General features: G+C 56.2%; 22 protein-coding genes and 4 tRNA genes. 13 read left to right on the forward strand and 13 right to left on the reverse strand.

The features are described 5' to 3' along the window. The first annotated feature begins 81 nt into the window (after positions 1-81). The 5 genes from rpmB to PG722_RS00450 all read left to right on the forward strand — a co-directional run bounded on the left by rpmB (position 82) and on the right by PG722_RS00450 (position 1,716). Entirely contained in the window at positions 82-270 is a 189-nt protein-coding gene (rpmB, locus tag PG722_RS00430) for a 50S ribosomal protein L28 (RefSeq protein ID WP_110436524.1), read from the forward strand. 91 nt (positions 271-361) lie between these two features. Then, positions 362-1,048 (forward strand): AzlC family ABC transporter permease, encoded by a 687-nt coding sequence (locus tag PG722_RS00435; RefSeq protein ID WP_118360465.1) that lies wholly within the window; start codon positions 362-364, stop codon positions 1,046-1,048. A 1-nt stretch (position 1,049) separates the two neighbouring features. Beyond that, positions 1,050-1,379 carry a branched-chain amino acid transporter permease gene (locus tag PG722_RS00440; protein ID WP_117492285.1) on the forward strand — a complete coding sequence of 110 codons (330 nt, stop codon included), beginning with the start codon at positions 1,050-1,052 and terminating at the stop codon, positions 1,377-1,379. Between the two features lie 155 nt (positions 1,380-1,534). Further along, positions 1,535-1,610, forward strand: a tRNA-Thr gene (locus PG722_RS00445). Between the two features lie 21 nt (positions 1,611-1,631). Then, a tRNA-Tyr gene (locus PG722_RS00450) sits at positions 1,632-1,716 on the forward strand. A 910-nt stretch (positions 1,717-2,626) separates the two neighbouring features. On the opposite strand, the gene PG722_RS00455 is transcribed toward PG722_RS00450, so the two are convergent. The 6 genes from PG722_RS00455 to ilvA all read right to left on the reverse strand — a co-directional run bounded on the left by PG722_RS00455 (position 2,627) and on the right by ilvA (position 10,750). After that, positions 2,627-3,160, reverse strand: coding sequence for a VanZ family protein (locus PG722_RS00455; RefSeq protein WP_270579331.1), 534 nt, complete (start codon positions 3,158-3,160; stop codon positions 2,627-2,629). Continuing rightward, entirely contained in the window at positions 3,157-5,322 is a 2,166-nt protein-coding gene (locus PG722_RS00460) for a DUF6449 domain-containing protein (RefSeq protein WP_270579332.1), read from the reverse strand. The genes PG722_RS00455 and PG722_RS00460 overlap by 4 nt, the downstream gene beginning before the upstream one ends. Continuing rightward, positions 5,297-6,196 (reverse strand): ABC transporter ATP-binding protein, encoded by a 900-nt coding sequence (locus tag PG722_RS00465; protein ID WP_117751839.1) that lies wholly within the window; start codon positions 6,194-6,196, stop codon positions 5,297-5,299. Before PG722_RS00465 ends, PG722_RS00460 begins: the two co-directional genes overlap by 26 nt. Beyond that, the gene (locus PG722_RS00470) at positions 6,193-6,564 is read right to left on the reverse strand and encodes a GntR family transcriptional regulator (protein ID WP_118729325.1); all 372 of its coding nucleotides are present in this window, start codon (positions 6,562-6,564) and stop codon (positions 6,193-6,195) included. The genes PG722_RS00465 and PG722_RS00470 overlap by 4 nt, the downstream gene beginning before the upstream one ends. Positions 6,565-6,869: 305 nt before the next feature. Next, on the reverse strand, positions 6,870-9,221 hold the full coding sequence (locus tag PG722_RS00475) for a phosphoketolase family protein (protein ID WP_270579333.1): 2,352 nt from the start codon (positions 9,219-9,221) through the stop codon (positions 6,870-6,872). A gap of 317 nt (positions 9,222-9,538) precedes the next feature. Continuing rightward, positions 9,539-10,750 (reverse strand): threonine ammonia-lyase, encoded by a 1,212-nt coding sequence (gene ilvA, locus PG722_RS00480; protein ID WP_117751836.1) that lies wholly within the window; start codon positions 10,748-10,750, stop codon positions 9,539-9,541. A gap of 183 nt (positions 10,751-10,933) precedes the next feature. Here ilvA and PG722_RS00485 point away from each other — a divergent pair, with 183 nt between their 5' ends. Next, entirely contained in the window at positions 10,934-11,680 is a 747-nt protein-coding gene (locus tag PG722_RS00485; protein ID WP_270579334.1) for a hypothetical protein, read from the forward strand. 2 nt (positions 11,681-11,682) lie between these two features. Then, positions 11,683-12,237, forward strand: coding sequence for a FumA C-terminus/TtdB family hydratase beta subunit (locus tag PG722_RS00490; protein WP_270579335.1), 555 nt, complete (start codon positions 11,683-11,685; stop codon positions 12,235-12,237). A gap of 25 nt (positions 12,238-12,262) precedes the next feature. On the opposite strand, the gene PG722_RS00495 is transcribed toward PG722_RS00490, so the two are convergent. The 3 genes from PG722_RS00495 to PG722_RS00505 all read right to left on the reverse strand — a co-directional run bounded on the left by PG722_RS00495 (position 12,263) and on the right by PG722_RS00505 (position 13,711). Beyond that, positions 12,263-12,523, reverse strand: a complete 261-nt coding sequence (locus PG722_RS00495; protein WP_270579336.1) for a hypothetical protein — start codon at positions 12,521-12,523, stop codon at positions 12,263-12,265. An 81-nt stretch (positions 12,524-12,604) separates the two neighbouring features. Continuing rightward, positions 12,605-12,850 (reverse strand): YlmC/YmxH family sporulation protein, encoded by a 246-nt coding sequence (locus tag PG722_RS00500; RefSeq protein WP_110436514.1) that lies wholly within the window; start codon positions 12,848-12,850, stop codon positions 12,605-12,607. Next, positions 12,851-13,711 carry a polysaccharide deacetylase family protein gene (locus PG722_RS00505; protein WP_270579337.1) on the reverse strand — a complete coding sequence of 287 codons (861 nt, stop codon included), beginning with the start codon at positions 13,709-13,711 and terminating at the stop codon, positions 12,851-12,853. 366 nt (positions 13,712-14,077) lie between these two features. Here PG722_RS00505 and rpsB point away from each other — a divergent pair, with 366 nt between their 5' ends. Together rpsB and tsf are read left to right on the forward strand one after the other, a co-directional pair. Beyond that, entirely contained in the window at positions 14,078-14,803 is a 726-nt protein-coding gene (rpsB, locus tag PG722_RS00510; protein WP_110436512.1) for a 30S ribosomal protein S2, read from the forward strand. A gap of 120 nt (positions 14,804-14,923) precedes the next feature. After that, the gene (gene tsf / locus PG722_RS00515) at positions 14,924-15,856 is read left to right on the forward strand and encodes a translation elongation factor Ts (RefSeq protein WP_118760437.1); all 933 of its coding nucleotides are present in this window, start codon (positions 14,924-14,926) and stop codon (positions 15,854-15,856) included. Positions 15,857-15,960: 104 nt separating this feature from the next. Here tsf and PG722_RS00520 read toward each other — a convergent pair whose 3' ends face one another. The 4 genes from PG722_RS00520 to PG722_RS00535 form a co-directional block, all read right to left on the reverse strand. Then, positions 15,961-16,143: a hypothetical protein gene (locus PG722_RS00520; protein WP_270579339.1), complete on the reverse strand. Its 183-nt coding sequence runs from the start codon at positions 16,141-16,143 to the stop codon at positions 15,961-15,963. 906 nt (positions 16,144-17,049) lie between these two features. Further along, positions 17,050-17,134, reverse strand: a tRNA-Tyr gene (locus tag PG722_RS00525). A 21-nt stretch (positions 17,135-17,155) separates the two neighbouring features. Beyond that, positions 17,156-17,231: transfer RNA gene (locus PG722_RS00530), tRNA-Thr, on the reverse strand. Between the two features lie 79 nt (positions 17,232-17,310). Next, the gene (locus tag PG722_RS00535; RefSeq protein WP_118285335.1) at positions 17,311-17,970 is read right to left on the reverse strand and encodes a helix-turn-helix domain-containing protein; all 660 of its coding nucleotides are present in this window, start codon (positions 17,968-17,970) and stop codon (positions 17,311-17,313) included. Between the two features lie 1,166 nt (positions 17,971-19,136). Between PG722_RS00535 and PG722_RS00540 the strand changes: the two genes are divergently transcribed. Genes PG722_RS00540 through PG722_RS00555 form a run of 4 tightly spaced genes read left to right on the forward strand, consistent with a single transcriptional unit; the run spans position 19,137 to position 22,467 of the window. Further along, a complete protein-coding gene (locus PG722_RS00540; protein ID WP_110436509.1) occupies positions 19,137-19,559 on the forward strand; it encodes a PaaI family thioesterase in 423 nt (140 codons plus the stop codon). Then, positions 19,556-20,599, forward strand: a complete 1,044-nt coding sequence (locus PG722_RS00545; protein ID WP_270579340.1) for an A/G-specific adenine glycosylase — start codon at positions 19,556-19,558, stop codon at positions 20,597-20,599. Before PG722_RS00540 ends, PG722_RS00545 begins: the two co-directional genes overlap by 4 nt. Before the next feature lie 3 nt (positions 20,600-20,602). After that, positions 20,603-21,088 carry a DNA-deoxyinosine glycosylase gene (locus PG722_RS00550; RefSeq protein WP_119214967.1) on the forward strand — a complete coding sequence of 162 codons (486 nt, stop codon included), beginning with the start codon at positions 20,603-20,605 and terminating at the stop codon, positions 21,086-21,088. Beyond that, positions 21,043-22,467, forward strand: a complete 1,425-nt coding sequence (locus PG722_RS00555; RefSeq protein WP_270579341.1) for an MATE family efflux transporter — start codon at positions 21,043-21,045, stop codon at positions 22,465-22,467. The genes PG722_RS00550 and PG722_RS00555 overlap by 46 nt, the downstream gene beginning before the upstream one ends. Positions 22,468-22,576 lie beyond the last annotated feature (109 nt).

The following is a 22,576-nucleotide window of genomic DNA, read 5'->3' on the forward strand; positions in this document are numbered from 1 at the left end:
AAAAAAATGCTTGCATTCATTCTATACATGTGGTAATATAATATCTGCTATGCAATGCCCGAAAGAAGGAGGTGCAGGAAAATGGCAAAGTGCGATATTTGCAATAAGGGTGTAACCTTTGGTATTCAGGTTTCCCACTCTCACCGTCGTTCCAATCGAACCTGGAAGCCGAACGTTCGTCGCGTAAAGGCTATGGTCGATGGTACTCCCCGCCATATCAACGTATGTACTCGGTGCCTCCGTTCCGGCAAGGTTACCCGCGCTATCTGATTTTAACGATTTGTGCGTTTACGTTGAAATGCCAAAGCGCTCTGTTCGCAGAGCGCTTTTCTTTTACCCTTATAGTATGTAGGTGATTTCCATGAAAAAGGCGCTTCGTCCTGCCTTTACCGCCACGATACCCGTACTGTGCGGCTATCTGTTCATCGGTTTCGCATTCGGCGTTATGCTGCGCGATATCGGCTTCGGATCGATCTGGTCCTTCTTCTGCAGCCTGACCATCTACGCAGGTTCGGGACAGTATCTGCTTGTGTCGCTTCTGGCAGCCAAGGCATCCCTTGTTACCGTTGCTGTGATGACACTGCTGCTTAACTGCCGACATATCTTCTACGGTCTGTCCTTTTTGGAGACTTTTCATGCGATGGGCCGCCGCAAGTGGTACATGATCTTCTCGCTGACCGATGAGACCTATTCCCTGCTGTGCTCGGTCAAGACGCCCGAGGGCATTGATGCAGGCGATATGCGCTTCTGGATCGCCATACTGGATCATAGCTACTGGATCCTCGGCTCGGTGCTCGGCACGATCATCGGCGGCATACTGCCGTTTGACACCACCGGCATTGATTTTGCCATGACCTCGCTGTTCACGGTGATCTTTGTGGAGCAATGGCAGAGCACCAAGTGCCACATTCCTGCACTGATGGGACTGGCTGCGGCAGCTGTGTCGCTCGCCATCCTCGGGCCGGACAATTTCATCCTGCCCGCCATGCTCGCAATCTGCGTCATGCTGGTCGCTATGCGCGGCCGTCTGGCAAAGGAGGTCGCCTGATATGACAACGACATACGCTATCGCCATGATTGCCGTGGCAGCCGTCTGCACATTTGCAACGCGCGTCGCGCCGTTCCTGCTGTTCAACGGCTCCAAGCCCATCCCGCCGATCATTCGATACCTCGGCTCTACCCTGCCGCCCGCAGTCATCGCGCTGCTGGTCGTGTACTGCCTCAAGAACGTCGGCTGGGTGACGGGTACGCATGGTATTCCCGAACTGCTATGCATTGCCATCACGGCGCTGCTGCACATCTGGAAGCATAATAACCTGCTGTCCATCGGCGTCGGCACGGTGCTTTACATGGTGCTGGTGCAAAATGTGTTCGTTTAATCCATACGCAGGGGCGGACCGGTGTGTCCGCCCTTTTCCGATAGCGGTTTACAGGGCTTTACAATTATTTTCGATAACTTTGCAAAAAGCTGTTGACAATTTGTTCTCTGCATGCTATTATATATAAGTCGCTGAGACAGACGGCTTGACAAAACGCTGGTGTAGCTCAGTTGGTAGAGCAGCTGATTTGTAATCAGCAGGTCGGGGGTTCAAGTCCGTCCACCAGCTCCAATCAAGCTGGTAACTGAATATGGAAGGTTTCCCGAGTGGCCAAAGGGAACAGACTGTAAATCTGTCGTCTATGACTTCGGTGGTTCGAATCCACCACCTTCCACCAAAACAGAAGGACATTCCAAAAGGAATGTCCTTTTTCTGTTTTGGCGGAAGGCAGGTGGCGGATTTGAAAGCCGGCTCTTAGAAACGTGCCGGTGGCACGTTTCAACCGGCGTGGCTTCCGTCGCAACGGAAGCGAATCCACCACCGGACGGGTCGGCGCGCGTGTGGCAGTGCGACCATGGGCGGCAATAGCCAATCACGACAGGCACGCGCCCAATTCGAAGGAAAGAGCGGTCATTCAATGATGAAATCTACCTGCACGGACCGTTTGTTACGATATATTGCCATTTGCGACGTTACCTCGTAGGGGCGCACACACCCACCGCAGTAGGCGTCCAGCGAGCAACCGCCGTAGGCGGCTCTTAGCGAGTCAGAGTGTGCGCCCCCCTACCAATCAACGACAACGTGCAATTTAGGCGAACACCGTTCGCCCTACGGGATATATGGTGCAAAACCATGTCTCTCAACAAACAAGCGCTCCGGTTTCATCACTTGACAAAACCGGAGCGTCCGTTTATTATACTGATATAAGAACGGCTCTCACGTGTCAGGTGCGGTCGTTCCCCGAACAAGTTTAGAGCTTGAGGAAAACGCCGCTGCCTTTTTAGGTAGCGGTTATTTCTTGAGGTTCAAAATACCGAAGACAACCGTCGCAAGCAGCATCAGAAACGTAAGTACCTCCATTGTTGTTATGCACGTCACCCCCTTATTCCGGGGGAATAACCTCGCCGTTCCATATCAGCAACTTCATTATAGCATACATGGTTTCATACTGTCAATAAACCGCTCTTCGGGGCGGCTTTTGTGTATTTACCCCGTATTTCAATCACATAAACCCCAAAACAGGCACACCTCACGGTGTGCCTGTTTTCCGTATATTACTCTCTATCCATCCTGCGACCCGCTGTCTCCTACCACAGAATCAGCAGGTCGGATATTGTACTTGCCGCGATGATGACGATCCAGCAGACAAGCGGTGCTGCCCACTCTGCCCTTCCCTCGCCCTGCGGCGCGAGCTTGGGGCACGCTCTCATCAGAAGCCTTGCCGCCGCGAAGCCGAGCGCGCCGCCGAGCGTATTCAGCAGCAGATCATCTGCCGAGGTGACGCCGCCCGCGACCAGCTGTATCAGTTCAATGCTGAGCGAGGTGCCGAAGCACCACCGGATGGTGCGTCCTGCCCGCTCGAACCACCGCCAGAACAGCGGCAGGAACAGCCCGAGCGGAAACAGCAGCGCGATATTTCCGGCAATGTTCACGAACGGACCCAGACCGGGCGCCTCCGGAGATTTTACCACGGAAATCATATCCGCGAACGGAACGAGCTCCAGCCTTGGCTGCGGCAGCCTGCCGAGGAATATCTGCGCCAGCGAGGGACCGGTGAACAGTCCCACGCCCGCAAGGTACACCAGCAGAAGCAGCGTGCCGATGATACCGCGCTTTCTCATCCGAGGGGCACTTCCGTTGTATAGGCAACATCACCGTCCTGTACAGACTCGACGCCGTTTTCCGCGTCCTTCTCGGCCTGCGAACGGTATTTCTCGATGATATCCTTCGGATAATCCTCTTCGGTGTAACCTGCGCTTGCGTTCCACTCATCGCCCTTTTCGTCCGTGTAGGTCACGGATACGTCGCTGCGGGTAAACTGCTGCATAACGCCGTACGCCATCGCATCGCTGCCGTACAGATTCATTGCGTCAATGTTGACCGCATTCTTGAGCAGCGCGTCGATGTCTGCTCTGTCGGTCACCTGCACGCCCTGCCAGATGTCTTTATCCGGCAGATAGATGCTCAGTGTAATCAGCTTTACGTTTTTCGCGCTGATGGCCTTGGGAACGATATTGGCGTACTTTTTGATGAGTGCAAGCGTCTTTACGTCCTTGTCGGTCACGCATACGGCACCCTCGCTGTAATAATCGTCGTTGTTCTGCTGCGAGAATTCCATGCGCAGCACCGGCATGGCGTCCCCGGTGTGGGTCAGCGTCTCTGCCTTGAGCGTGTCAATGATCTCCTGCGCCTTCTGCGAGTCGCTGAGTGTGCCGACGCCGTTGTAGCCGTCACCGTTGGTGTAGAAAACAATGTTGCGGTGATAACCCTCGTTGACCTCGCCGAGCGCAAACAGCGACCACGCCTTCTGCTTGTACTCTGCGGACTGGTAAATCTGCTTTTTGAGCGTGAACACTTCGTCTGTGGCCGGCAGCTCATACGAACGGCTCTTCACCTTGCCGTTCTTCAGCTTGAAGGTGACGGTAATGCACGCCTTCTGTGCATTTTCATCCGTGTTATTCAGACTTTCCACGCCGAGCGCCGCCAGCTGCCGCGATGCCGCGATGTTTTCCGGCTCACTGAGCAGTGCCGATTCACCGACGTAACCCATCGGCGCTGCCGCTGCAATGCTGCCCTCATCCGGCAGCCACTCATCATAACCGAACACATCCGCCTGCATGGTCAGCAGACCCGCACACAGCACTGCAAGGATGATAACCAGCTGCAGCGGCTTGCGGAAGATGGCGCGGAAGTCGAACGCATAAATAATCTCCACCACGCAGTGGAAGATGACCGTGCCGAGCACCAGACCGACCCAGAACCACAGCTCGGATTCGTAGACCAGCATTTTGAAAATCTCAGCGAACGCCGTACCCATAACCACGCAGATGATAATTTTGACGGGCAGCTTGATCGGGTTGAATGCCAGTGCCGTGCCCGCCCGCTCGCTCTTTCGGATGCGGAACAGGAACAGCGCCAGTGCGGTGATAACAATCGCCGCAAGCGCATAGCCGATCAGCAGACCGATGGCACTCGACTCCTGCAGTCCGGCGGCGTAATCCATCGTATAGACAGGCTCCACTGCCCAGCTATGCATTTTCGTGCCGTTTACGCCGAAATACTGAATCAGCGGTGCAAATTTGCTGCAGAACAGCAGCGAAATCATGGAGGCATCCGTCACATAGGTCTGGAAGAACATGCTCTTGAGGCCCTGCCACAGTGCGGTTACGAGTGTCGGTCCGAAGTACACCCACAGACTGAGCAGCAGCGTGATGACCGTGTTGCCGCACAGGATGGTCGTAACAGCCGCCATCGCGTACAGCAGGAAGAAGAAAATGACGTTGGACGCGATCACGCCGATGAGCGATGCGTTGACCACCTCACCGAAGCCCATCGCGCACGTGCAGACGATGCTCAGCGCATGCAGCACGAGGTACGGCACCAGCGCACACAGCGCACCGGTCGCGTAGTTTACCGCGAACAGGCGGCTGCGCGAAATCGGCAGGCTGTGATAGAAATCCACCTTGCGGCGATTGTGCAGGTACGCGAACATGCTCACACCGCAGGTGACCGCCAGAATGATGACGGCCAGCTTGACAAACATATTCTGTCCGCCGAGCATCTCACCGACGCTCTCCACATATCCCTGCCAGCTTGCCGCAGCATCTGCCGCACTCAGATTGACCAGATCCTGCTTATGTGCCGACAGGCTGTGCTGCGCCGTCATAATCACCGGCAGCAGCTGTGCCATAAAGAATCCCACCGTGGACAGCACGATGGCCCACAGGTTGCGTTTCATGCAATCCCGCACGAGACCCTTAGAACAGGAGTTTCTTGACATCATAGCCTGCCACCTCCGTTTCATTGATAAAGATTTCCTCCAGCGTCAGCGGGAGCATTTCGCAGAAGGTCGGGTTCAGCGCGTTCACCCTGGCGAGCAGCTCTTCCCGGCTGCCGCGTGCCGTAATGGTGTACAGCGAACCGCGCTGCTCCTTGTGCAGAATGTCAAAGCCTTCCCACGCGGAATCCGGCAGCGGATTCGGGAAAATGCACTGCATTTTGTACATGCCGAGCTTCATGTCGTCCAGATCGCGCGAGAACAGGATGCCGCCGCGATGCAGCAGACCGACGTGGTCGCAGATGTCCTCCAGCTCACGCAGGTTGTGCGAGGCGATGATGGGCGTCAGACCTCTGTCCGCTACATCCTCGGCAAACAGGCTCTTTACCGTCTGGCGAACGACCGGGTCGAGACCGTCGAACGTCTCATCGCAGAATAAGTAGTCCGTGCCGCTGCATACGCCGCAGATGACCGAAACCTGCTTTTTCATGCCCTTGGAGAACGTCCGCAGCTTGCGGTTTTCGTCCAGACCGAAGCCGTTCATCAGCTTGCGGTAGCGCGCTTCATCGAATTTGCTGTAAAAGCGCTTGTAGTAGTTTTTCATTTCCTTCGGTGTGCTGTTCGGGAAGAAAAACTGCTCATCCGAGATAAAGAAAAACCGCTCCTTCATCGCAATGTTCTCGAAAATATCCTTGCCGTCGATCTGCACCGTGCCCTCGTCCGGCTGCAGGATGCCTGCCAGCATGCGCAGGAACGTGGACTTGCCCGCGCCGTTCGAGCCGATCAGGCCGTAGACCGAGCCGTCCTTGACTTCCGCGCAGATGTGATCGACCGCCGTGATGTCCTCAAACCGCTTGGTCGCGTTGGTTGCCGTAATCATGTTCTGCTCTCTCCTTTCCTCTCTACCCAGCCGCGCATCTGCTCCTCGGTCGCCCCGAGCGAGCGCGCCTGACCGGCCAGTGCGGTAATCTGCTCACCCAGTTCGTTAAGCCTCTGGGAACGCAGCACCGCTGCATTGTCCGATATAAAATTTCCCCGTCCTTTTGCGGCGTAGATCACACCGCGGCGTTCCAGCTCTCCGTAAGCGCGCTGTATTGTGTTCGGGTTGATCGACAGTTCCATCGCAAGCTGCCGTACACTGGGCAGCTGGGTGTCCGCCGGCAGTGCCCCACGCAGAGCCAGTCCCTCAATGCCGTCCACCACCTGTTCATAGATGGGTCGGGCATCCCGATAGTCGATTTTAATCACCTGACGCGCCTCCTTTCCTTTTGTTGATTTGAGAGTGTATCAACTGTACTGTGTGTTTTAGTACAGTTAGAATATAACATGAACCAGACGGTATGTCAAGCATAATTTGTAGTTAGGCGTTAACGTGATAGATGGCCTTACCGCAGTGTGTGCCGAGGTCGTGCCCCAGGGCACCCTACAATTATATTCCTGCCATCCGAAAACTTTCCGAACTTTTTTGCATTCGTGCAAAAGAAAAAGGGCGCACAATGTGCGCCCTGCGGAGAACCATCCCTTCACGGTCATTCTCCATTTTCAATTCTCCATTATTTCCATTTCCACTCGCGGACTTCCGGCATATCCTCACCGTACTCGTTGATATACTGCTGATGCTGCACCAGCTTATCGCTCATCTTCTGGTAGAGGTACGCGCCGCGGTTGCCCAGCTGCGGCAGGCGCAGCAGAACGTCCTTGACGAGGTGGAAGCGGTCGATATCATTCTGCACGCGCATATCGAACGGCGTGGTGATGGTGCCCTCTTCCCTGTAGCCGCGAACGTGCAGGTTGCGGTTATGACGGCGGTAGGTCAGCTCATGGACGAGCGTCGGGTAGCCGTGGAAGGCAAAGATGATCGGCTTATCCTTGGTGAACAGCATGTCGTATTCTGCATCGGACAGGCCGTGCGGATGTTCCCGCTCGGGCTGCAGCTTCATCAGGTCAACCACGTTGACAACGCGAACCTTGAGTTCGGGCAGCTCTTCCCGCAGGATGGATACGGCAGCCAGCGTTTCGAGCGTCGGCGTCTCGCCGCAGCACGCCATAACAACGTCCGGCTCTGCGCCCTGATCGTTGGACGCCCACTCCCAGATGCCGATGCCCTGGGTGCAGTGCTGCACAGCCTGCTCCATGGTCAGCCACTGCGGACGCGGATGCTTGGAAGCCACGATGACGTTGACATAGTTGCGGCTCTTGATGCAGTGATCGAAGCAGCTGAGCAGGCAGTTTGCATCGGGCGGCAGGTACAGACGGACAACATCCGCCTTTTTGTTGGCGATGTGGTCAAGGAAGCCCGGGTCCTGATGGGTAAAGCCGTTGTGATCCTGCTGCCATACGTTGGAAGCCAGAATCAGGTTGAGCGACGCGATCGGCTGACGCCACGGCAGGCCGTTGCAGACCTTGAGCCACTTGGCGTGCTGTGCCGCCATCGAGTCGATAATGCGGATGAACGCCTCATAGCTTGCGAAAAAGCCGTGACGGCCGGTCAGCAGATAGCCCTCAAGCCAACCCTCGCACATGTGCTCGGACAGCATGCCGTCCATCACGCGGCCGCTTGCGGACAGGAATTCGTCGGTGTCCAGACGCTCGGCGTTCCACTCGCGGTCGGTGACCTCGAAGATGTGGCTCAGGCGGTTGGACATGGTCTCGTCCGGGCCGAATACGCGGAAGTTGCGGCTGTCCATGTTCAGCTTGATGACATCGCGGACATAAGCGCCAAGCTCGATCATATCCTGACCCTCAACACTGCCCGGAGCCGGAACATTCAATCCGTAATCACGGAAATCCGGCAGGCGCAGCTGATGCATGAGCAGACCGCCGTTGGCGTGCGGGTTTGCGCCGATGCGGTGCTCGCCGGTCGGCGCCAGCGCCTTGAGTTCGGGAATCAGCTTGCCGTTTTCGTCGAACAGTTCCTCCGGATGGTAGCTGCGCAGCCACTGCTCGAGCATGGGCAGGTGCTCCGGGCTGTCCATCATCAGCGGCACCTGATGCGCGCGGAAGCTGCCCTCGATCTGCTTGCCGTCCACGTTCTTCGGGCCGGTCCAGCCCTTCGGGGTGCGCAGCACGATCATCGGGTAGATCGGACGGGTCGTGTCGCCGGTCTCACGGGCGTGCTTGCGGATGGCGAGGATTTCCTCGGTTACGGTATCGAGCGTGTCCGCCAGTGCGCGGTGTACCTTCATCGGCTCATCGCCCTCGACGAAATACGGCTTCCAGCCGCAGCCCTCGAGCATTTTGCGCAGTTCCTCCTCCGGAATGCGCGAAAGCAGGGTCGGGTTGGAGATCTTGTAGCCGTTCAGGTGCAGGATCGGCAGAACAACACCGTCCGTCACCGGATTGAGGAACTTGTTGCCGTGCCACGAGGTTGCCAGCGGGCCGGTCTCCGCCTCGCCGTCACCGACAACTACGGTTGCGATCAGATCGGGGTTATCCAGCACCGCACCGAAGCCGTGCGCCAGAGAATAACCCAGTTCGCCGCCCTCGTGGATGGAGCCCGGGGTCTCCGGGGCAACGTGGCTGGCAATGCCGCCCGGGAACGAGAACTGCTTGAACAGGCGCTTCATGCCCTCGGTGTCCTCGCTGATGTTCGGGTAAACCTCGCTGTAGGTGCCCTCGAGATAGGTGTTCGCCACGAAGAAATTGCCGCCGTGACCCGGACCGGACAGCAGGATCATATCCAGATCATACTGCTTGATGATGCGGTTCAGGTGAACGTAAATCAGGTTCTGACCGGGCACCGTGCCCCAGTGACCGACGATCTTCTTCTTGATGTGCTCGGGCTTCAGCGGCTCCTTGAGCAGCGGGTTATCGAGCAGGTAAAGCTGACCGGCTGCAAGATAATTTGCCGCCCGCCAGTATGCGTCCATTTTGTTCAGCATTTCGTCGTTGATGTGTGCTGCCATAGCGTAATGCTTCCTTTCTGCGGTTGACTGTATGCGTGGTTTTATTATTCTATCCGTTTTAAGGCAAATAATGCGATAAAACATCCACCTGTTTTTTCATTCCTTATCACGCTGAGATAATAGCACATCGTTATTTATTTGTCAATATAATATCTTGCCATGAGAGCAGAGCATTACACAAGGCAGGAGTACTCGAAAATGGAGAGTGGAAAATGAATGTGATGATTTACGTTCACTTTCCATTCTCCATTTCTTCCGAAAAAAGAACAGCGTCCCGCTCTATCCAAGCGGAACGCTGTAATTTCATTGCATTTTTATCAAATCTGCGAAGTAAACACCTTATAGCCATCATCGGTGAGGGTGTCGATGAGGCGCTTGGCGTGGTCAACGCCGCCGACCTCACAGACGACATGGATAATCGCCTCGCCGATCTCGAGGTCCGTCTGTACGCGGTCATGCTGGAACAGGATGATATTGGCATTCTGCTGTGCAACGATGTGCGAGAAATGCTCGAGTGCGCCCGGTGCATCCGGCATGAGCACAGAGAACTTCAGCTGACGGCAGCGGGTGATCAGGCCCTTTTCCACAATCTTGTGAATAAAGGATACGTCGATATTGCCGCCGGACAGCACGCAGACGACCTTCTTGCCGCGTACATCCACCTTGTTGTTGAGCACAGCCGCGAGCGGAGCCGCACCGGAGGTCTCAACGACCTGCTTGCAGCGCTCGAGCAGCAGCAGAACAGCGGAAGCAATCTCGTCATCGGAAACCGTGACAACGCGGTCCACATACTTCTTGATATACTCAAAGGTCTTTTCGCCCGGGGTCTTTACGGCGATACCGTCAGCGATGGTGTGCACGGTATCGGACGGAGTGCGCTCGCCGGTGCGGAACGAATTTGCGATCGCCGGTGCGCCCTCAGCCTGTACGCCGATGATCTGGATGCGCGGGTTGATCTGCTTTGCGCAGGCAGCCACGCCGGAGATCAGTCCGCCGCCGCCGGCCGGAACGAAGATCATGTCAACGCCCGGCAGGTCGCGCAGGATTTCCAGCGCGATGGTGCCCTGACCCGCCATAACATCCTCATCGTCAAACGGGTGGATGAACTCTGCGCCGGTCTCCTCGCAGATCTCGCACGCCTTGGCATAGGCTTCATCGTAAATGTTGCCCGCCAGAACAACCTCGGCACCGTAGCCCTGGGTTGCGGAAACCTTGGCGATCGGCGCGGAACGCGGCATAACGATGGTGGACTTTACACCGGCAGCGGTTGCCGCAAAGGCAACGCCCTGTGCATGGTTGCCCGCAGAGGACGCAACAACAGCGTGCAGGTCGCCCTCAGCGAAGCGCTTCATAATCTTATTGTAAGCACCGCGCACCTTAAAAGAGCCGGTCTTCTGCTGATTTTCGTACTTCAGATAAACCTCTGCGCCGGTCATGGCGGAGAAGGTGCAGGACGTAGACAGCGGAATGTTGTGGATGACGTTTTTCAGTCGGTCCGCAGCTGCCTCGAAATCTTTTAATTCTAACATTGAGCATCTTCCTCGTTTTTGCAAGATAAGATAATAATAGCACGTTCTTTTTTTGATTGCAAGACACATATTATATATATGAGTCAGTAATTAGCAGTTAGGAATTAGTAATTACTAATTATTATTTGCCTTTATCTCATGAATTTGCTATACTAAAGAAAGATTATTGTGGGAGGAACTGCAATGGACGAGCAAACCCGTGGATTCCGCAGTGCGGTATTCGGCGGCTTTAACCGCGAGGACGTACTGCATTACATAGAAGAAACCGACACGAAATACTACACCGAGACCGCCGAGCTTCGCTCTCAGCTGACCGAGGCTCAGTCCGCGATGAACGAGCTGCGCACGCAGAACGAGGCGCTTACCGCGAAGAACGCCGAGCTGCTCGAGCGGCTGGGCGAAATGACGCTGGATACCGATAAGATCCGTGCACAGCTTGACCAGATTGAAAGCGGTTTTTCCCTGCAGGCGACCGAGATCGAGGCGCAGAACGCCCGTGCGGCGCAGCTTGCGGCGGAAAACGACCGGCTGACCTCGGAGAACGCCAAGCTGTCAGCCAAATGCGGTGAATACGATGCGACCAGAGAGAAGATCGCCGAGATGGAGCTTTCCGCGTACCGGCGCGCCAAGCAGATCGAGGAGGACGCCAAGGTGGAGCTGCAGAAGCTGCGCCGCAAGTCGATGGAGACCATCGAGCAGGTGCGCCGCCAGCTGGATGCCACCAAGGAGAACTACCGCACCGTGCTGGCACGCAACCAGCAGGAATCCGCCGAGATGGCCCGCAAAGCCGGTGAAGTGCTCGGCGAAATTGACAAGATCAGCGCGTCGCTCGGCAAAAAGGACGGCGAGGCGCCCCATCCCGAGCCGGACAAGGCAAAAAACGGACTGCGTGAGGTTCTGAACAATCTGCGCCCGAAAACGGAGGAATAAGCATGGCACACTACAATTTGAAAACCGAACAGCTCAAGGAAATGGCGCCGAAGCTGCGTGCGGGCGACACCGTAACGCTGACCGGCACGGTCTACACCGCGCGCGACGCCGCACACAAGAAGATCGTTGCCGCGATGGACGCAGGCGACAAGCTGCCGTTCGACCTCGACGGCGCGGCGATCTACTACGCCGGCCCGACCCCCGCAAAGCCGGGTCAGGTCATCGGCTCGGTCGGCCCGACCACCTCCGGCCGTATGGACCCGTTCGCACCGCGTCTGCTCGATGCAGGTCTTGCCTGCATGATCGGCAAGGGCGTGCGCAATCAGGGCGTGCAGGACGCAATGGCGCGCAACGGCGCGGTTTATATGGTAGCCATCGGCGGCGCAGGCGCGGCGAAGGCGGCATCCATTAAGAATGTCGAGGTCATCGCATATGACGAGCTGGGCTGTGAGTCGGTCAAGCGTCTCACCGTGGAGAATTTCTCCGCCATCGTGTCGCAGGATTCGGTCGGCGGCAACCTCTACACCGAGGGCGTTGCAAAGTATAAGAAGGATTGAGCCAAAAGGCGGACGGTTGTCCGCCTCAGCCTGTCGATAAAGTCAATCTATCGTTTTTACTTTTCGTGCGGCAGCACGCATAAAATAGAATTTGCGCAGCAAATTCATAAAAACCGGGGGCGTGTACCTCGGTTTTTATACAAGGGAAGAAAAAATGTGTCCGGAGGACGCGGTTTTTCTTCAGCATTCGATCGAAAGCGTGGTTTCGATCGAGAGGCTGCTCGAAAAACGATAGTTTTTCGACAGCCTCAAAGGCGGACGGTTGTCCGCCTTTTTCTTTTTGCATTTGATATGGTTTTGCCTTCTCCGTAGGGCAAGAGAAGCCACTCTGGAGTGCCCCGCCCTACGGTACAGGTCTAATCCTATATTATTTTGGTCTATACCGGACCAGAATATAGTCTTCCCCAAGGGTTTCAATGCACCCCCACGGAATAACGCAGTCATTTTTGGAGAACAGCCCGACAATGCCGCTTTGCGCGGGCACAACGAGTGCGGTAATCTGTCCGCAGACCGGATCGAACAGCAGATCGCTCACCTCGCCCATCCGTGCTCCGTCGCACAGATTGATCACCTCACGGCAGTGCAGCTCGGAAAATCGCATGGTATTCTGCATTTAATCCTCTCCTAACGCGCGGTGCAGGAAGCTTTCCGTGCTCTGCCCTGCCGGACGGTTGAACCGCCCCAGCTCAAACAGGCAGTCCGGGTTTCGTGTAACGGTATTGACGCGCTCCTCGCACCCGAGCGTACACCGGAAGCCCATGCTTTTGAGCAGCGTTTCGCTCTCCTTGGAGCACGCACCGAACGGATAGGTGTAGCAGGTCGGCGCGGGCAGTCCGGCGTCCGTGATGAGCGTCTGCGTCTGCTCGGTGTCCTCGCGGAGCAGCGTCTCGTAGCGCATTTCGTCCTCGCCTCTCCGGCGCAGACAGCCGCGGCGTTCGCCGTACTCGTGCAGGTTCCACGAGTGATTCTGCACCTCAAACACATCCTGCATTTCGCGCAGGCGGTCAAGCCGCAAATGCGACCAGTAGGCGTTTTCCTCTCCGTTGTCGGTGAAAAGCGCGGTCTGGCTGCCGATGATGGACACAACCGCCTTCATTCCGCGCTGTTTGAGCAGCGGATAGGCATAAATGTAGTTGTTGTAGTAGCCGTCATCGAAGGTGATCATCACCGGCTTCTCCGGCAGGTCTGCGCCGTCCTGTACATACGCCAGCAGATTGCTTACCGTTATGGCGGTATACCCCTTCGCCTGCAAGGCGTCCAAATCGGCCGCCAAAACCGCCGGCGAGATAACATATTTGCCCTGCCGTGCGCTGTCCTTGAGAATGCTGTGATACATTAGAATCGGTACGCGCACGCTGTCCTCCCCGAATACCGGCTGCACCGTGTCGGCACGCTCAAGCAGTCCAAGCGCAAAGCATAAAACCAAAACCGTGCATACCGCCTGAAACGCGGTGTGACGAAAACCCAATCGCAAAGAAATCCCCTCCTGTCATAATTTTATGCAGGGAAAAATATTTCATTACCGGCTTTACCGCAATTCACCTTGTCGCACCCTACGATATTCATTTAATCGACCGCAAAGCATTCCAATCATTCGATACGGTATATTTAATGTAATCCAAACCCGCAGAATCCCCGTAAACCGTATCGTTCATTCTCCATTCTCCATTTTCCATCCTCAATTTTCAACTTTCCTCTTGACATCCCCCTCCCATTGGTGTAAACTATCATAGCATGAATTCACACATCCCGTGATGAAAGCGGTCGGTGACGGTGCATTTGCTCTGTTGCCGCTGTCAGATGATCAGGGATGGAGGAAAAACCAAGGAGGAAAAACAAAATGGCAGTAATTTCTATGAAGCAGCTGCTGGAGGCCGGCGTACACTTCGGCCATCAGACCCGTCGTTGGAACCCGAAAATGGCTACCTACATCTTCACCGAGCGCAATGGTATCTACATCATTGACCTCCAGAAGACTGTAAAGAAGCTCGAGGAAGCATACTTCTTCGTACGCGATATGGCAGCTTCCGGCAAGTCCATCCTGTTTGTCGGCACCAAGAAGCAGGCACAGGACGCAATCAAGGAAGAGGCTGAGCGCTGCGGTCAGTTCTACGTTAACGCACGTTGGCTGGGCGGCATGCTGACCAACTTCAAGACCATGCGTACCCGTATCGCTCGTCTGAACCAGCTGCAGAAGATGCAGGCTGACGGCACCTTCGATCTGCTCCCGAAGAAGGAAGTTATCAAGCTCCAGCTCGAGATCGCTAAGCTCGAGAAGTACCTCGGCGGCGTTAAGGAAATGAAGGAGCTTCCGGGCGCTCTGTTCGTAGTTGACTCCCGCAAGGAGAAGAACGCGATCGCAGAAGCACGCAAGCTGGGCATTCCGATCGTTGCAATCGTTGATACCAACTGCGATCCGGACGAGATCGACTACGTTATCCCGGGCAACGACGACGCTATCCGCGCTATCAAGCTGATCTCCCAGACCATGGCTAACGCTGTTCTGGAAGGCAAGCAGGGCGAGCAGCTCGAGGTTGAGGCTAAGGCTGACGCAAAGGCTGAGTAATTCATAACTCAATATAACATTCAGTGAGTTGTTCGTAGGGCGCGACGACCCGGCGCGCCGGTGTTCGTTGTGCCCTACGTTTTTTTTCATCGTAAAATCATAAATTGGAGGAATAATAAAATGGCTTTTACCGCTGCTGACGTAAAGAAGCTCCGCGAAATGACCAGCGTAGGCATGATGGACTGCAAGAAGGCACTGACCGAGGCCGACGGCGACTTCGACAAGGCTATCGAGCTGCTCCGTGAGAAGGGCCTGGCTAAGGCTGCTAAGAAGGCAGACCGCATCGCTGCTGAGGGTCTGGTCAAGGCTACCGTATGTGATGAGTGCGGCGTAGGCGCAATCATCGAGGTAAACTCCGAGACCGACTTCGTTGCTAAGAACGCTGACTTCCAGCAGTTCGTTTCCGACGTTGCTAACGTTGTTATCAAGGACGCTCCGGCTGACGTTGAGGCTCTCAAGGCTTGCAAGATGGGCGAAGGCACCGTTCAGGACGCTCTGCAGGAGAAGGTTCTGACCATCGGCGAGAACCTGCAGATCCGTCGTTTCGAGCGTTTCGACGACTCCACCGTTAACGTTGCTTACAACCACATGGGCGGCGTAATCGGCGTTCTGGTTGGTCTGGAAGTTTCCGAGGGTCTGAAGGACAACGCTACTGTTAAGGAGCTGGGCAAGGACATCGGCATGCAGGCTGCTGCTATGAACCCGTCCTTCCTGGACAAGTCCGACGTTGACGAGGCTACTCTGGCTAAGGAGAAGGAGATCCTCCTGATCCAGGCTCTCGAGGAGAACAAGACCGCTGCTAAGCCGAAGCCGGAGCAGATCATCCACAAGATGGTAGACGGCCGTATCGGCAAGTACTACGAGGAGAACTGCCTCCTGCAGCAGGCTTTCGTTAAGGAGAACAAGGTTTCCGTTGAGGCTCACATTAAGGCTGTTGCCAAGGAGCTGGGCGGCGAGATCAAGCTCGTAAAGTGCGTTCGTTTCGAGAAGGGCGAGGGCATCGAGAAGAAGGTTGACGACTTCGCAGCAGAAGTTGCTTCCATGGCTAAGTAATCTCGTTACCAAAACGATAGATCAAGGACTTCCGGTTTTACCGGAGGTCCTTTTTATTTGCAGAAAGCAATTTAGAAAATCTCTTTTCGTCAGTCAGGGTCAGGTCAGTCAGAATCATTCTCCATTCTCAATTTTGTTTCTGCTCTGCTGTTCTCTGCTATGCTATGCTCTGCTCTACTCTTCTGTTCTGTCCTCTGCTCTTCTCTGCTCTGTGTACTTTCTGGACGAGAAATGCCGTTTTCCGGACGAGAAATACCGATTTCTTGGCGAGAAAAAACGATGGGCATGGGAATAAGCCCTGTTGATTCCCAACAAGGCTGTATTTTGCTCTGTTCGATGGAGCAGCTTCATCGGCTCAGGTCGTCGCCGATTGGTTCTCACGCCCGCTGATGCGCTGCTGCATTCGCCTTGACTGGCATAGCTTCTACCCTCATCTATACGCCGGATTATATAAAAAATTGACCATGAGTGGTCAACTCGGAGAAAATATTTTTCGGTCTGTACAATCTGTCCCGTAGGGGCGAACATTGTTCGCCCACGCCCCGTATGATTTTGCGCTGTCTGGGCGCACAGTGTGCGCCCCTACGGGATAACGTCGCAAACGGCAATATATCGTTCCAAATAACCTGTGCAGGTTGATTTCGCTATCGAACAATCTGTTCTTCCCTTCTGATCGGGCGCGTGCCTGCCGTGATTGGCTGGTGCAGTCCCCTAACCGCACTGCCACACGCCTGCCGACCCGTTCTGGTGGATTCGCTTTGCTGCGGCAAAGCCACGCCGGTTGAAACAGCCCACCGGGCTGTTTCTAAGAGCCGACGCTCCGTTTAAGGCGTGTGTCTAACTTGAGCGTCTGGTGCAGTCCCACAACCATACTGCTACACGCCTGCCGACCCGTTCGGTGGTGGATTCGCTTTGCTGCGGCAAAGCCACGGTGGTTGAAACGTGCCACCGGCACGTTTCTAAGAGCCGACGCTCCGTTTAGGGCGCGTGTCTAACTTACGCATCTGGTGCAGTCCCCTAACCGCACTGCTACACGCCTGCCGACCCGTCCGGTGGTGGATTCGCTTTGCTGCGGCAAAGCCACGCCGGTTGAAACGTGCCACCGGCACGTTTCTAAGAGCCGGCTTTCGAATCCACAACCACCTTCCGCCAAAACAGAAAAAGGACATTCCTTTTGGAATGTCCTTCTGTTTTGGTGGAAGGTGGTGGATTCGAACCACCGAAGTCATAGACGACAGATTTACAGTCTGTTCCCTTTGGCCACTCGGGAAACCTTCCATATTCAGTTACCAGCTTGATTGGAGCTGGTGGACGGACTTGAACCCCCGACCTGCTGATTACAAATCAGCTGCTCTACCAACTGAGCTACACCAGCGTTTCATCAAGTCGTCTTGTCTCAGCGACTTATTTAGTATACCTCACACCGGTGTATTTGTCAATAGGTTTGTCCGAAATTATTGCATTTTATTTTTCCGATCGATCGAATCCGACACCTGCTGCAGAACGGTCAGCAGTGCGCTCGACAAATCCGGATAACGCCGTGCAATCTCGCTCGGGGCGAGCGGCATCCGCCGGATATTCTCCTGCGTCAGACCGCAGCCTTCCTCGCCGTTGGCCGCCAGACGGATTTTCAGCTCATGCTCCTTCATGCGGGCATCGCACAGGTACTCGAAGCGATCCTGCGGCGCGCGGAACACCGCATCCACCCCGGCCGGGTCGGCCATGTAGAGATAGCGGTACACCTTGTAGATTGCAACCGCGAAATACGACTCGATCTCGTGCGAAAGCTGCTTGCTCTCAAGTGATTCGGCAACCTGCAGCAGCAGGGCTGCCGCCTGCACAATCCGGCTGTGCTCCGTCTCGGTGTCCGTGCCCTCCATGCGCTCGGCAGGCACAGCAGAGCCGTCACGCGCCATCGAACGGCCGAGCAGGTAGTCACAGGACACACCGTAATAATCCGCCGCACGCACGACAAAAGACAGACCGGGTTCACGCAGTCCGTTCTCATAGTGGCTGAGAAGCGCCTGCGAAACGCCGAGGTCGCCCGCTGCCGCTCTTTGACTTATTTTCTTTTCCCGTCGCAGAAGCGCAAGCGTGCGCGAAAAATCACTCATTCCAACATTCTCCGTCTGCGTTGTGCCGCAGAAGGCACAACTATAAAATATATATTTATATTATACTCGCTGTATTACCGTTTGTAAAGTACAGAAAACAGTCATATTCGACGCATTTCGACAGGCTCGCTTTGTATTTTCGGCACTTTTCCCTGCATTTTGTTGTCCTGTTTCCGATTGGTAACTACATATTGGGGATTGTGTAATCCGACGGTTGTTAGAAAAATTCGTCAGGCTTCGCCGGGCGGTTGCGCTTGACGCAGGAGCGGGTGCATTTTATAATAAAATAGAGTAGTATCGCAGATTTCACCTGTTATCCTGCCCCGATTGAGCGGTGCACCCGAACTGCGTAAGCGGGTTCGCCCCTAACGGGCGGGAGTTTTTTCAGCACCGGCTGACCGGGGCACGCGAACTGCGTCAGCGTGTTCGCCCCTGACGGGCGGAAGTTTTTCGCTGAACCTCAGCGGGGAGTTGCGCTCTGCGGAGCGCGGGAGACTGCGGCCCCCGCCGCGGGGGGCAAAAAGGAAGGGACACCTACGGTTTCCCTTCCTCTTTGAACTCCTACCTTTCCCTTGTTTGTTAGCCCGGCGAAAATCAGAGAGCGGCGACCGCTTCGAAAATGGGGTACGGCAGTCGGGTTACCGTTGCGTTCGTTTCGCAACCTGTTCGCAGTTCACAGACAGCGTACTGCTACACAGGCGGTTTAGTCAACGCAGGCGCAACATACCCGTGTTGCGCAACTCTTTAACACGTTATACCGCACGGCACCTACGAATTAGGCGTTTGGTACAATTTATCTTCGTAGGCCCTGTCTATCATAACGCGCTCACGAATTGCGCGACACGGGTATGTCGCGCCTGCGTAGAGTAGCTGGTCTGTGTAGCAGAACGGTATCTGACACTGCGAACAGGTTGCTCATGAGGACGGACTCCGAAGGTAGTTCGTCCGCAGCAGAGAAAAAATCCTCTGCCGTTCCCCTGCTTCGCAGCGGTCACATGTCGGCAATCTGCGCCGTGCCCTCTAAGGAAATGGGTGATTCTCAAGAGGGTAGAAACCTTGGTGTCTACCCTCTTGTGCGCCTGCCGCGTAGGCAAGAACCGTTCGCCTCGAAGGCGAAAAACCATCGTTTATCAAAAGATTATAGAATATATAAAGGAGTCCTAACCTTGACCATCGAAGAAATCCTCAAGCTGCGGCAGGAAGCCGGCGGCTTAAACAAACTGATGCACATGCACGTTGTGACGCTCGACAAGGACGGCGGCGCAACCGTAGAGCTTGACCTGACCCCCGAGCTGCTCAATCCGCTCGGCATGGCGCACGGCGGCACGATCTTCACGCTGTGCGACATTGCGGCAGGCTCTGCGGCAGCGTCTCAGGGCACGGTGGCCGTCACGCTCGACAGCACCATCCACTACTACCGTCCGGGCCGCTGCGGCAAAAAGCTGACCGCTGTGGCGTACGAGCGCAAGCGCGGCCGCAAGGTGTCAGTCTACATGGTCGAGGTGCACGACGACGAGGGCAAGCACATTGCCGACGCGACCTTCACCATGTTCTACACCGGCGCTACGCTGGATGACATGAAATATTGAGCGGGGTAAGCAAAGCCATCGTGCAGCCGCTGCTGGACTGGTATGACGCCGGTCACCGCGACCTGCCGTGGCGGTCTGAGCCTACTCCCTACCGCGTCTGGGTGAGCGAGATCATGCTGCAGCAGACGCGCGTGGAGGCCGTGCGCGGCTATTTTTCCCGTTGGATGAACGCGCTGCCCGATATTCCCGCTCTCGCGGCGGCGGACGAGGCCGTTTACACCAAGCTCTGGGAGGGGCTCGGCTACTACAGCCGCGTGCGCAACCTGCACCGTGCAGCGGTCCTGCTGTGCGAGCAATACGGCGGCGAACTGCCCGCCGACTACGATAAACTGCTCTCTCTGCCCGGTGTCGGTGAATATACGGCAGGCGCGGTGGCGTCTATCGCGTTCGGGCTGCCTGTTCCGGCGGTGGACGGCAATGTTCTGCGTGTGGCGGCGCGGCTCGATAACGATTTCACGCCGATCACGGACGCAAAGTTCAAAAAGCAGACGCGCGAGCGGTTCGCCGCGCTCATGCCATCCGACCGTTCCGGCGATCTCAACCAGTCGCTGATGGAACTCGGTGCAACGGTCTGTCTGCCGAACGGCGCACCGCGCTGTGACGACTGCCCGATTCAGCATCTCTGCGAGGGCTTTCACCGCGGAAACGCGGCTGTGCTGCCGCTCCGAGCCGCAAAAAAGGCGCGGAGAGTGGAAAACCGCACCGTGCTCCTTGTGCGCTGCGGCGAACTGGTCGGTCTGCGGCAGCGACCGAAAAAGGGTCTGCTCGCCGGTCTGTGGGAGCTGCCCTCGCTGGACGGCCATCTCTCGCCGGACGAGCTGCGCGCGGCGCTCACCGAAATGGGCTGGAGCGTGCGAAAGCTGCTCTCTCTGCGGCCTGCCAAGCATATTTTCACCCATGTGGAGTGGCACATGAACGGCGTGTATGTCGAACTGGACGCACCTGCACCCGCTCTCACCTTTGTCACACCCGCCGAACTGCGCGACGCTTACGCGCTGCCGAGCGCGTTCCGCAGCTTTGTTTCCGTACTGGAGGACTGATCCATGCAACTGCAAACCATCGTTCACACCATTCCGCCGCTGTACGACAGCGAGTCGCGCGTGCTACTGCTCGGCTCGATTCCAAGCCCGAAATCCCGCGAGGTCGGGTTCTTTTACGGCCACCCGCAGAACCGATTCTGGCGCGTGCTGGCGGCTGTGCTTGGCGAGGAGGTGCCGGTCTCCATCGAGGACAAGCGCGCGATGTGCCTGCGGCATCATGTGGCGCTGTGGGACACCATCGCCAAATGCGATATTGCGGGCGCGTCCGACACGTCTATCCGCAACGCCGAGCCGAACGACATAGGCCGCCTGCTCCGCGAGAGCAAAATTACGCGTATTTTTGCCACCGGCGGCAAGTCGGCGCAGCTGTACCGCAGGCTGATCGAGCCGAAAACCGGCGTTCCCATCACGCAGCTGCCCTCCACCAGTCCCGCGAACGCCGCATGGTCGCTCGAACGGCTGATCGAGGCGTACCGCGTTATTCTCTGATTCGAGGTGTATTTTTTACGAGTAAAGAGTTATTTCCCAATGCCGCACTCAAAAAGCTGATTTTTCCGCTCGTTATCGAGCAGGTGCTCGCCATCACGGTCGGTCTGGCCGACACGATGATGGTCTCCTCGGTCGGTGAAGCGGCGGTTTCCGGCGTATCGCTGGTCGATATGCTCAACGTACTCATCATCAACATCTTTTCCGCGCTGGCAACCGGCGGCGCGGTCGTGGTCGCGCAGCTGCTCGGCGCGAGAAAGAACGACCGTGCATGCGATGCCTCCAAGCAGCTGTACTTAGTCGTCACGGTCATTGCGCTGATCATCTCGACGCTCGTCATGCTGTTCCGCGCACCGCTGCTGCGGCTGCTGTTCGGCACGATCGAGGATGACGTGATGCAGAGCGCGCTCACCTACCTGACGGTCAGCGTGTTCTCCTACCCTGTTCTGGCGATTTACAACGCAGGCGCGGCGCTGTTCCGCGCACAGGGCAACTCGCGTATCTCCATGCTGATTGCGGGACTGATCAACATCGTCAACCTCATCGGCAACTCGCTGTTCATTTTCGTGTTCAAGTGGGGCGTCGGAGGCGCGGCGCTTTCGTCCGTGCTGTCGCGCGGCACGGCGGCTGTCGCTATCACGATTCTGCTGCTGAACCCCGAACACACGGTCTCTCTGCGGCGCGGACAGCGGTTTCGACCGGATAAAGAGCTGATCCGCCGCATTCTGCAGATCGGTGTGCCGAACGGACTGGAAAACAGCCTGTTTCAGCTTGGCCGCGTACTCGTCGTGAGCATGATCTCGCTGTTCGGCACGACCCAGATTACCGCGAATGCGCTGGCGAATAATCTGGATGCCGTAGCCGTCATTCCGGGTCAGGCGATGAGTCTAGCGATGATAACCGTTATCGGGCAGTGCATCGGCTCGGGCGATGAGCCGCAGACGCGCCGCATGGCGAAAAAGCTGATGATGATTACCTACGCCGTTACCGCGAGCACCTGCCTTGTCACGATTGCGTGCACGCCGCTTATCCTCAAGATTTACAGCGTGTCTGCGGAGGCGCTTACGCTCGGCATGACGCTGATTATGATCCACAACGGCTGCGCGATCTTCCTGTGGCCGACCTCGTTTGCCATGCCGAATATCCTGCGTGCGGCGAATGACGTAAGGTATCCGATGGTGTGCTCGATTATCTCCATGCTGGGATTGCGGCTTGTCGCGGGATATATTCTCGCGGTGCACTTCGGCATGGGCGCAATCGGCATCTGGATTGCCATGATCGGTGACTGGCTGTGCCGGTCGATCTGCTTCTTCCTGCGGCTCAAAAGCGGGAAATGGCTGAGGTATGCGCCGGGATTACGGGTAGCCGCCGGACAAAAATAATGCACCGGCTTCTGTGCAAAATCCCTTTGCAAACCGTGAATATCTGTTAATCTATAGATATAAGCCGTAAACTCCCCGAGGTGAAAAATACCGTTATGACTGAGGAGGG

This window comes from Butyricicoccus sp. OF27-2pH9A (genome assembly GCF_027693185.1).
Lineage (GTDB): Bacteria > Bacillota > Clostridia > Oscillospirales > Butyricicoccaceae > Agathobaculum > Agathobaculum butyriciproducens.

What these genes read in the sequence shown, in the direction of transcription:
- rpmB (WP_110436524.1), top strand. Translation starts at nt 82, where the DNA reads ATGGCAAAGTGCGATATTTGCAATAAGGGTGTAACCTTTGGTATTCAG.
- PG722_RS00435 (WP_118360465.1), top strand. Translation starts at nt 362, where the DNA reads ATGAAAAAGGCGCTTCGTCCTGCCTTTACCGCCACGATACCCGTACTG.
- PG722_RS00440 (WP_117492285.1), top strand. Translation starts at nt 1,050, where the DNA reads ATGACAACGACATACGCTATCGCCATGATTGCCGTGGCAGCCGTCTGC.
- PG722_RS00455 (WP_270579331.1), bottom strand. Translation starts at nt 3,160, where the DNA reads ATGAGAAAGCGCGGTATCATCGGCACGCTGCTTCTGCTGGTGTACCTT.
- PG722_RS00460 (WP_270579332.1), bottom strand. Translation starts at nt 5,322, where the DNA reads ATGATGTCAAGAAACTCCTGTTCTAAGGGTCTCGTGCGGGATTGCATG.
- PG722_RS00465 (WP_117751839.1), bottom strand. Translation starts at nt 6,196, where the DNA reads ATGATTACGGCAACCAACGCGACCAAGCGGTTTGAGGACATCACGGCG.
- PG722_RS00475 (WP_270579333.1), bottom strand. Translation starts at nt 9,221, where the DNA reads ATGGCAGCACACATCAACGACGAAATGCTGAACAAAATGGACGCATAC.
- ilvA (WP_117751836.1), bottom strand. Translation starts at nt 10,750, where the DNA reads ATGTTAGAATTAAAAGATTTCGAGGCAGCTGCGGACCGACTGAAAAAC.
- PG722_RS00485 (WP_270579334.1), top strand. Translation starts at nt 10,934, where the DNA reads ATGGACGAGCAAACCCGTGGATTCCGCAGTGCGGTATTCGGCGGCTTT.
- PG722_RS00490 (WP_270579335.1), top strand. Translation starts at nt 11,683, where the DNA reads ATGGCACACTACAATTTGAAAACCGAACAGCTCAAGGAAATGGCGCCG.
- PG722_RS00495 (WP_270579336.1), bottom strand. Translation starts at nt 12,523, where the DNA reads ATGCAAAAAGAAAAAGGCGGACAACCGTCCGCCTTTGAGGCTGTCGAA.
- PG722_RS00500 (WP_110436514.1), bottom strand. Translation starts at nt 12,850, where the DNA reads ATGCAGAATACCATGCGATTTTCCGAGCTGCACTGCCGTGAGGTGATC.
- rpsB (WP_110436512.1), top strand. Translation starts at nt 14,078, where the DNA reads ATGGCAGTAATTTCTATGAAGCAGCTGCTGGAGGCCGGCGTACACTTC.
- tsf (WP_118760437.1), top strand. Translation starts at nt 14,924, where the DNA reads ATGGCTTTTACCGCTGCTGACGTAAAGAAGCTCCGCGAAATGACCAGC.
- PG722_RS00520 (WP_270579339.1), bottom strand. Translation starts at nt 16,143, where the DNA reads ATGCCCATCGTTTTTTCTCGCCAAGAAATCGGTATTTCTCGTCCGGAA.
- PG722_RS00535 (WP_118285335.1), bottom strand. Translation starts at nt 17,970, where the DNA reads ATGAGTGATTTTTCGCGCACGCTTGCGCTTCTGCGACGGGAAAAGAAA.
- PG722_RS00550 (WP_119214967.1), top strand. Translation starts at nt 20,603, where the DNA reads ATGCAACTGCAAACCATCGTTCACACCATTCCGCCGCTGTACGACAGC.
- PG722_RS00555 (WP_270579341.1), top strand. Translation starts at nt 21,043, where the DNA reads ATGGTCGCTCGAACGGCTGATCGAGGCGTACCGCGTTATTCTCTGATT.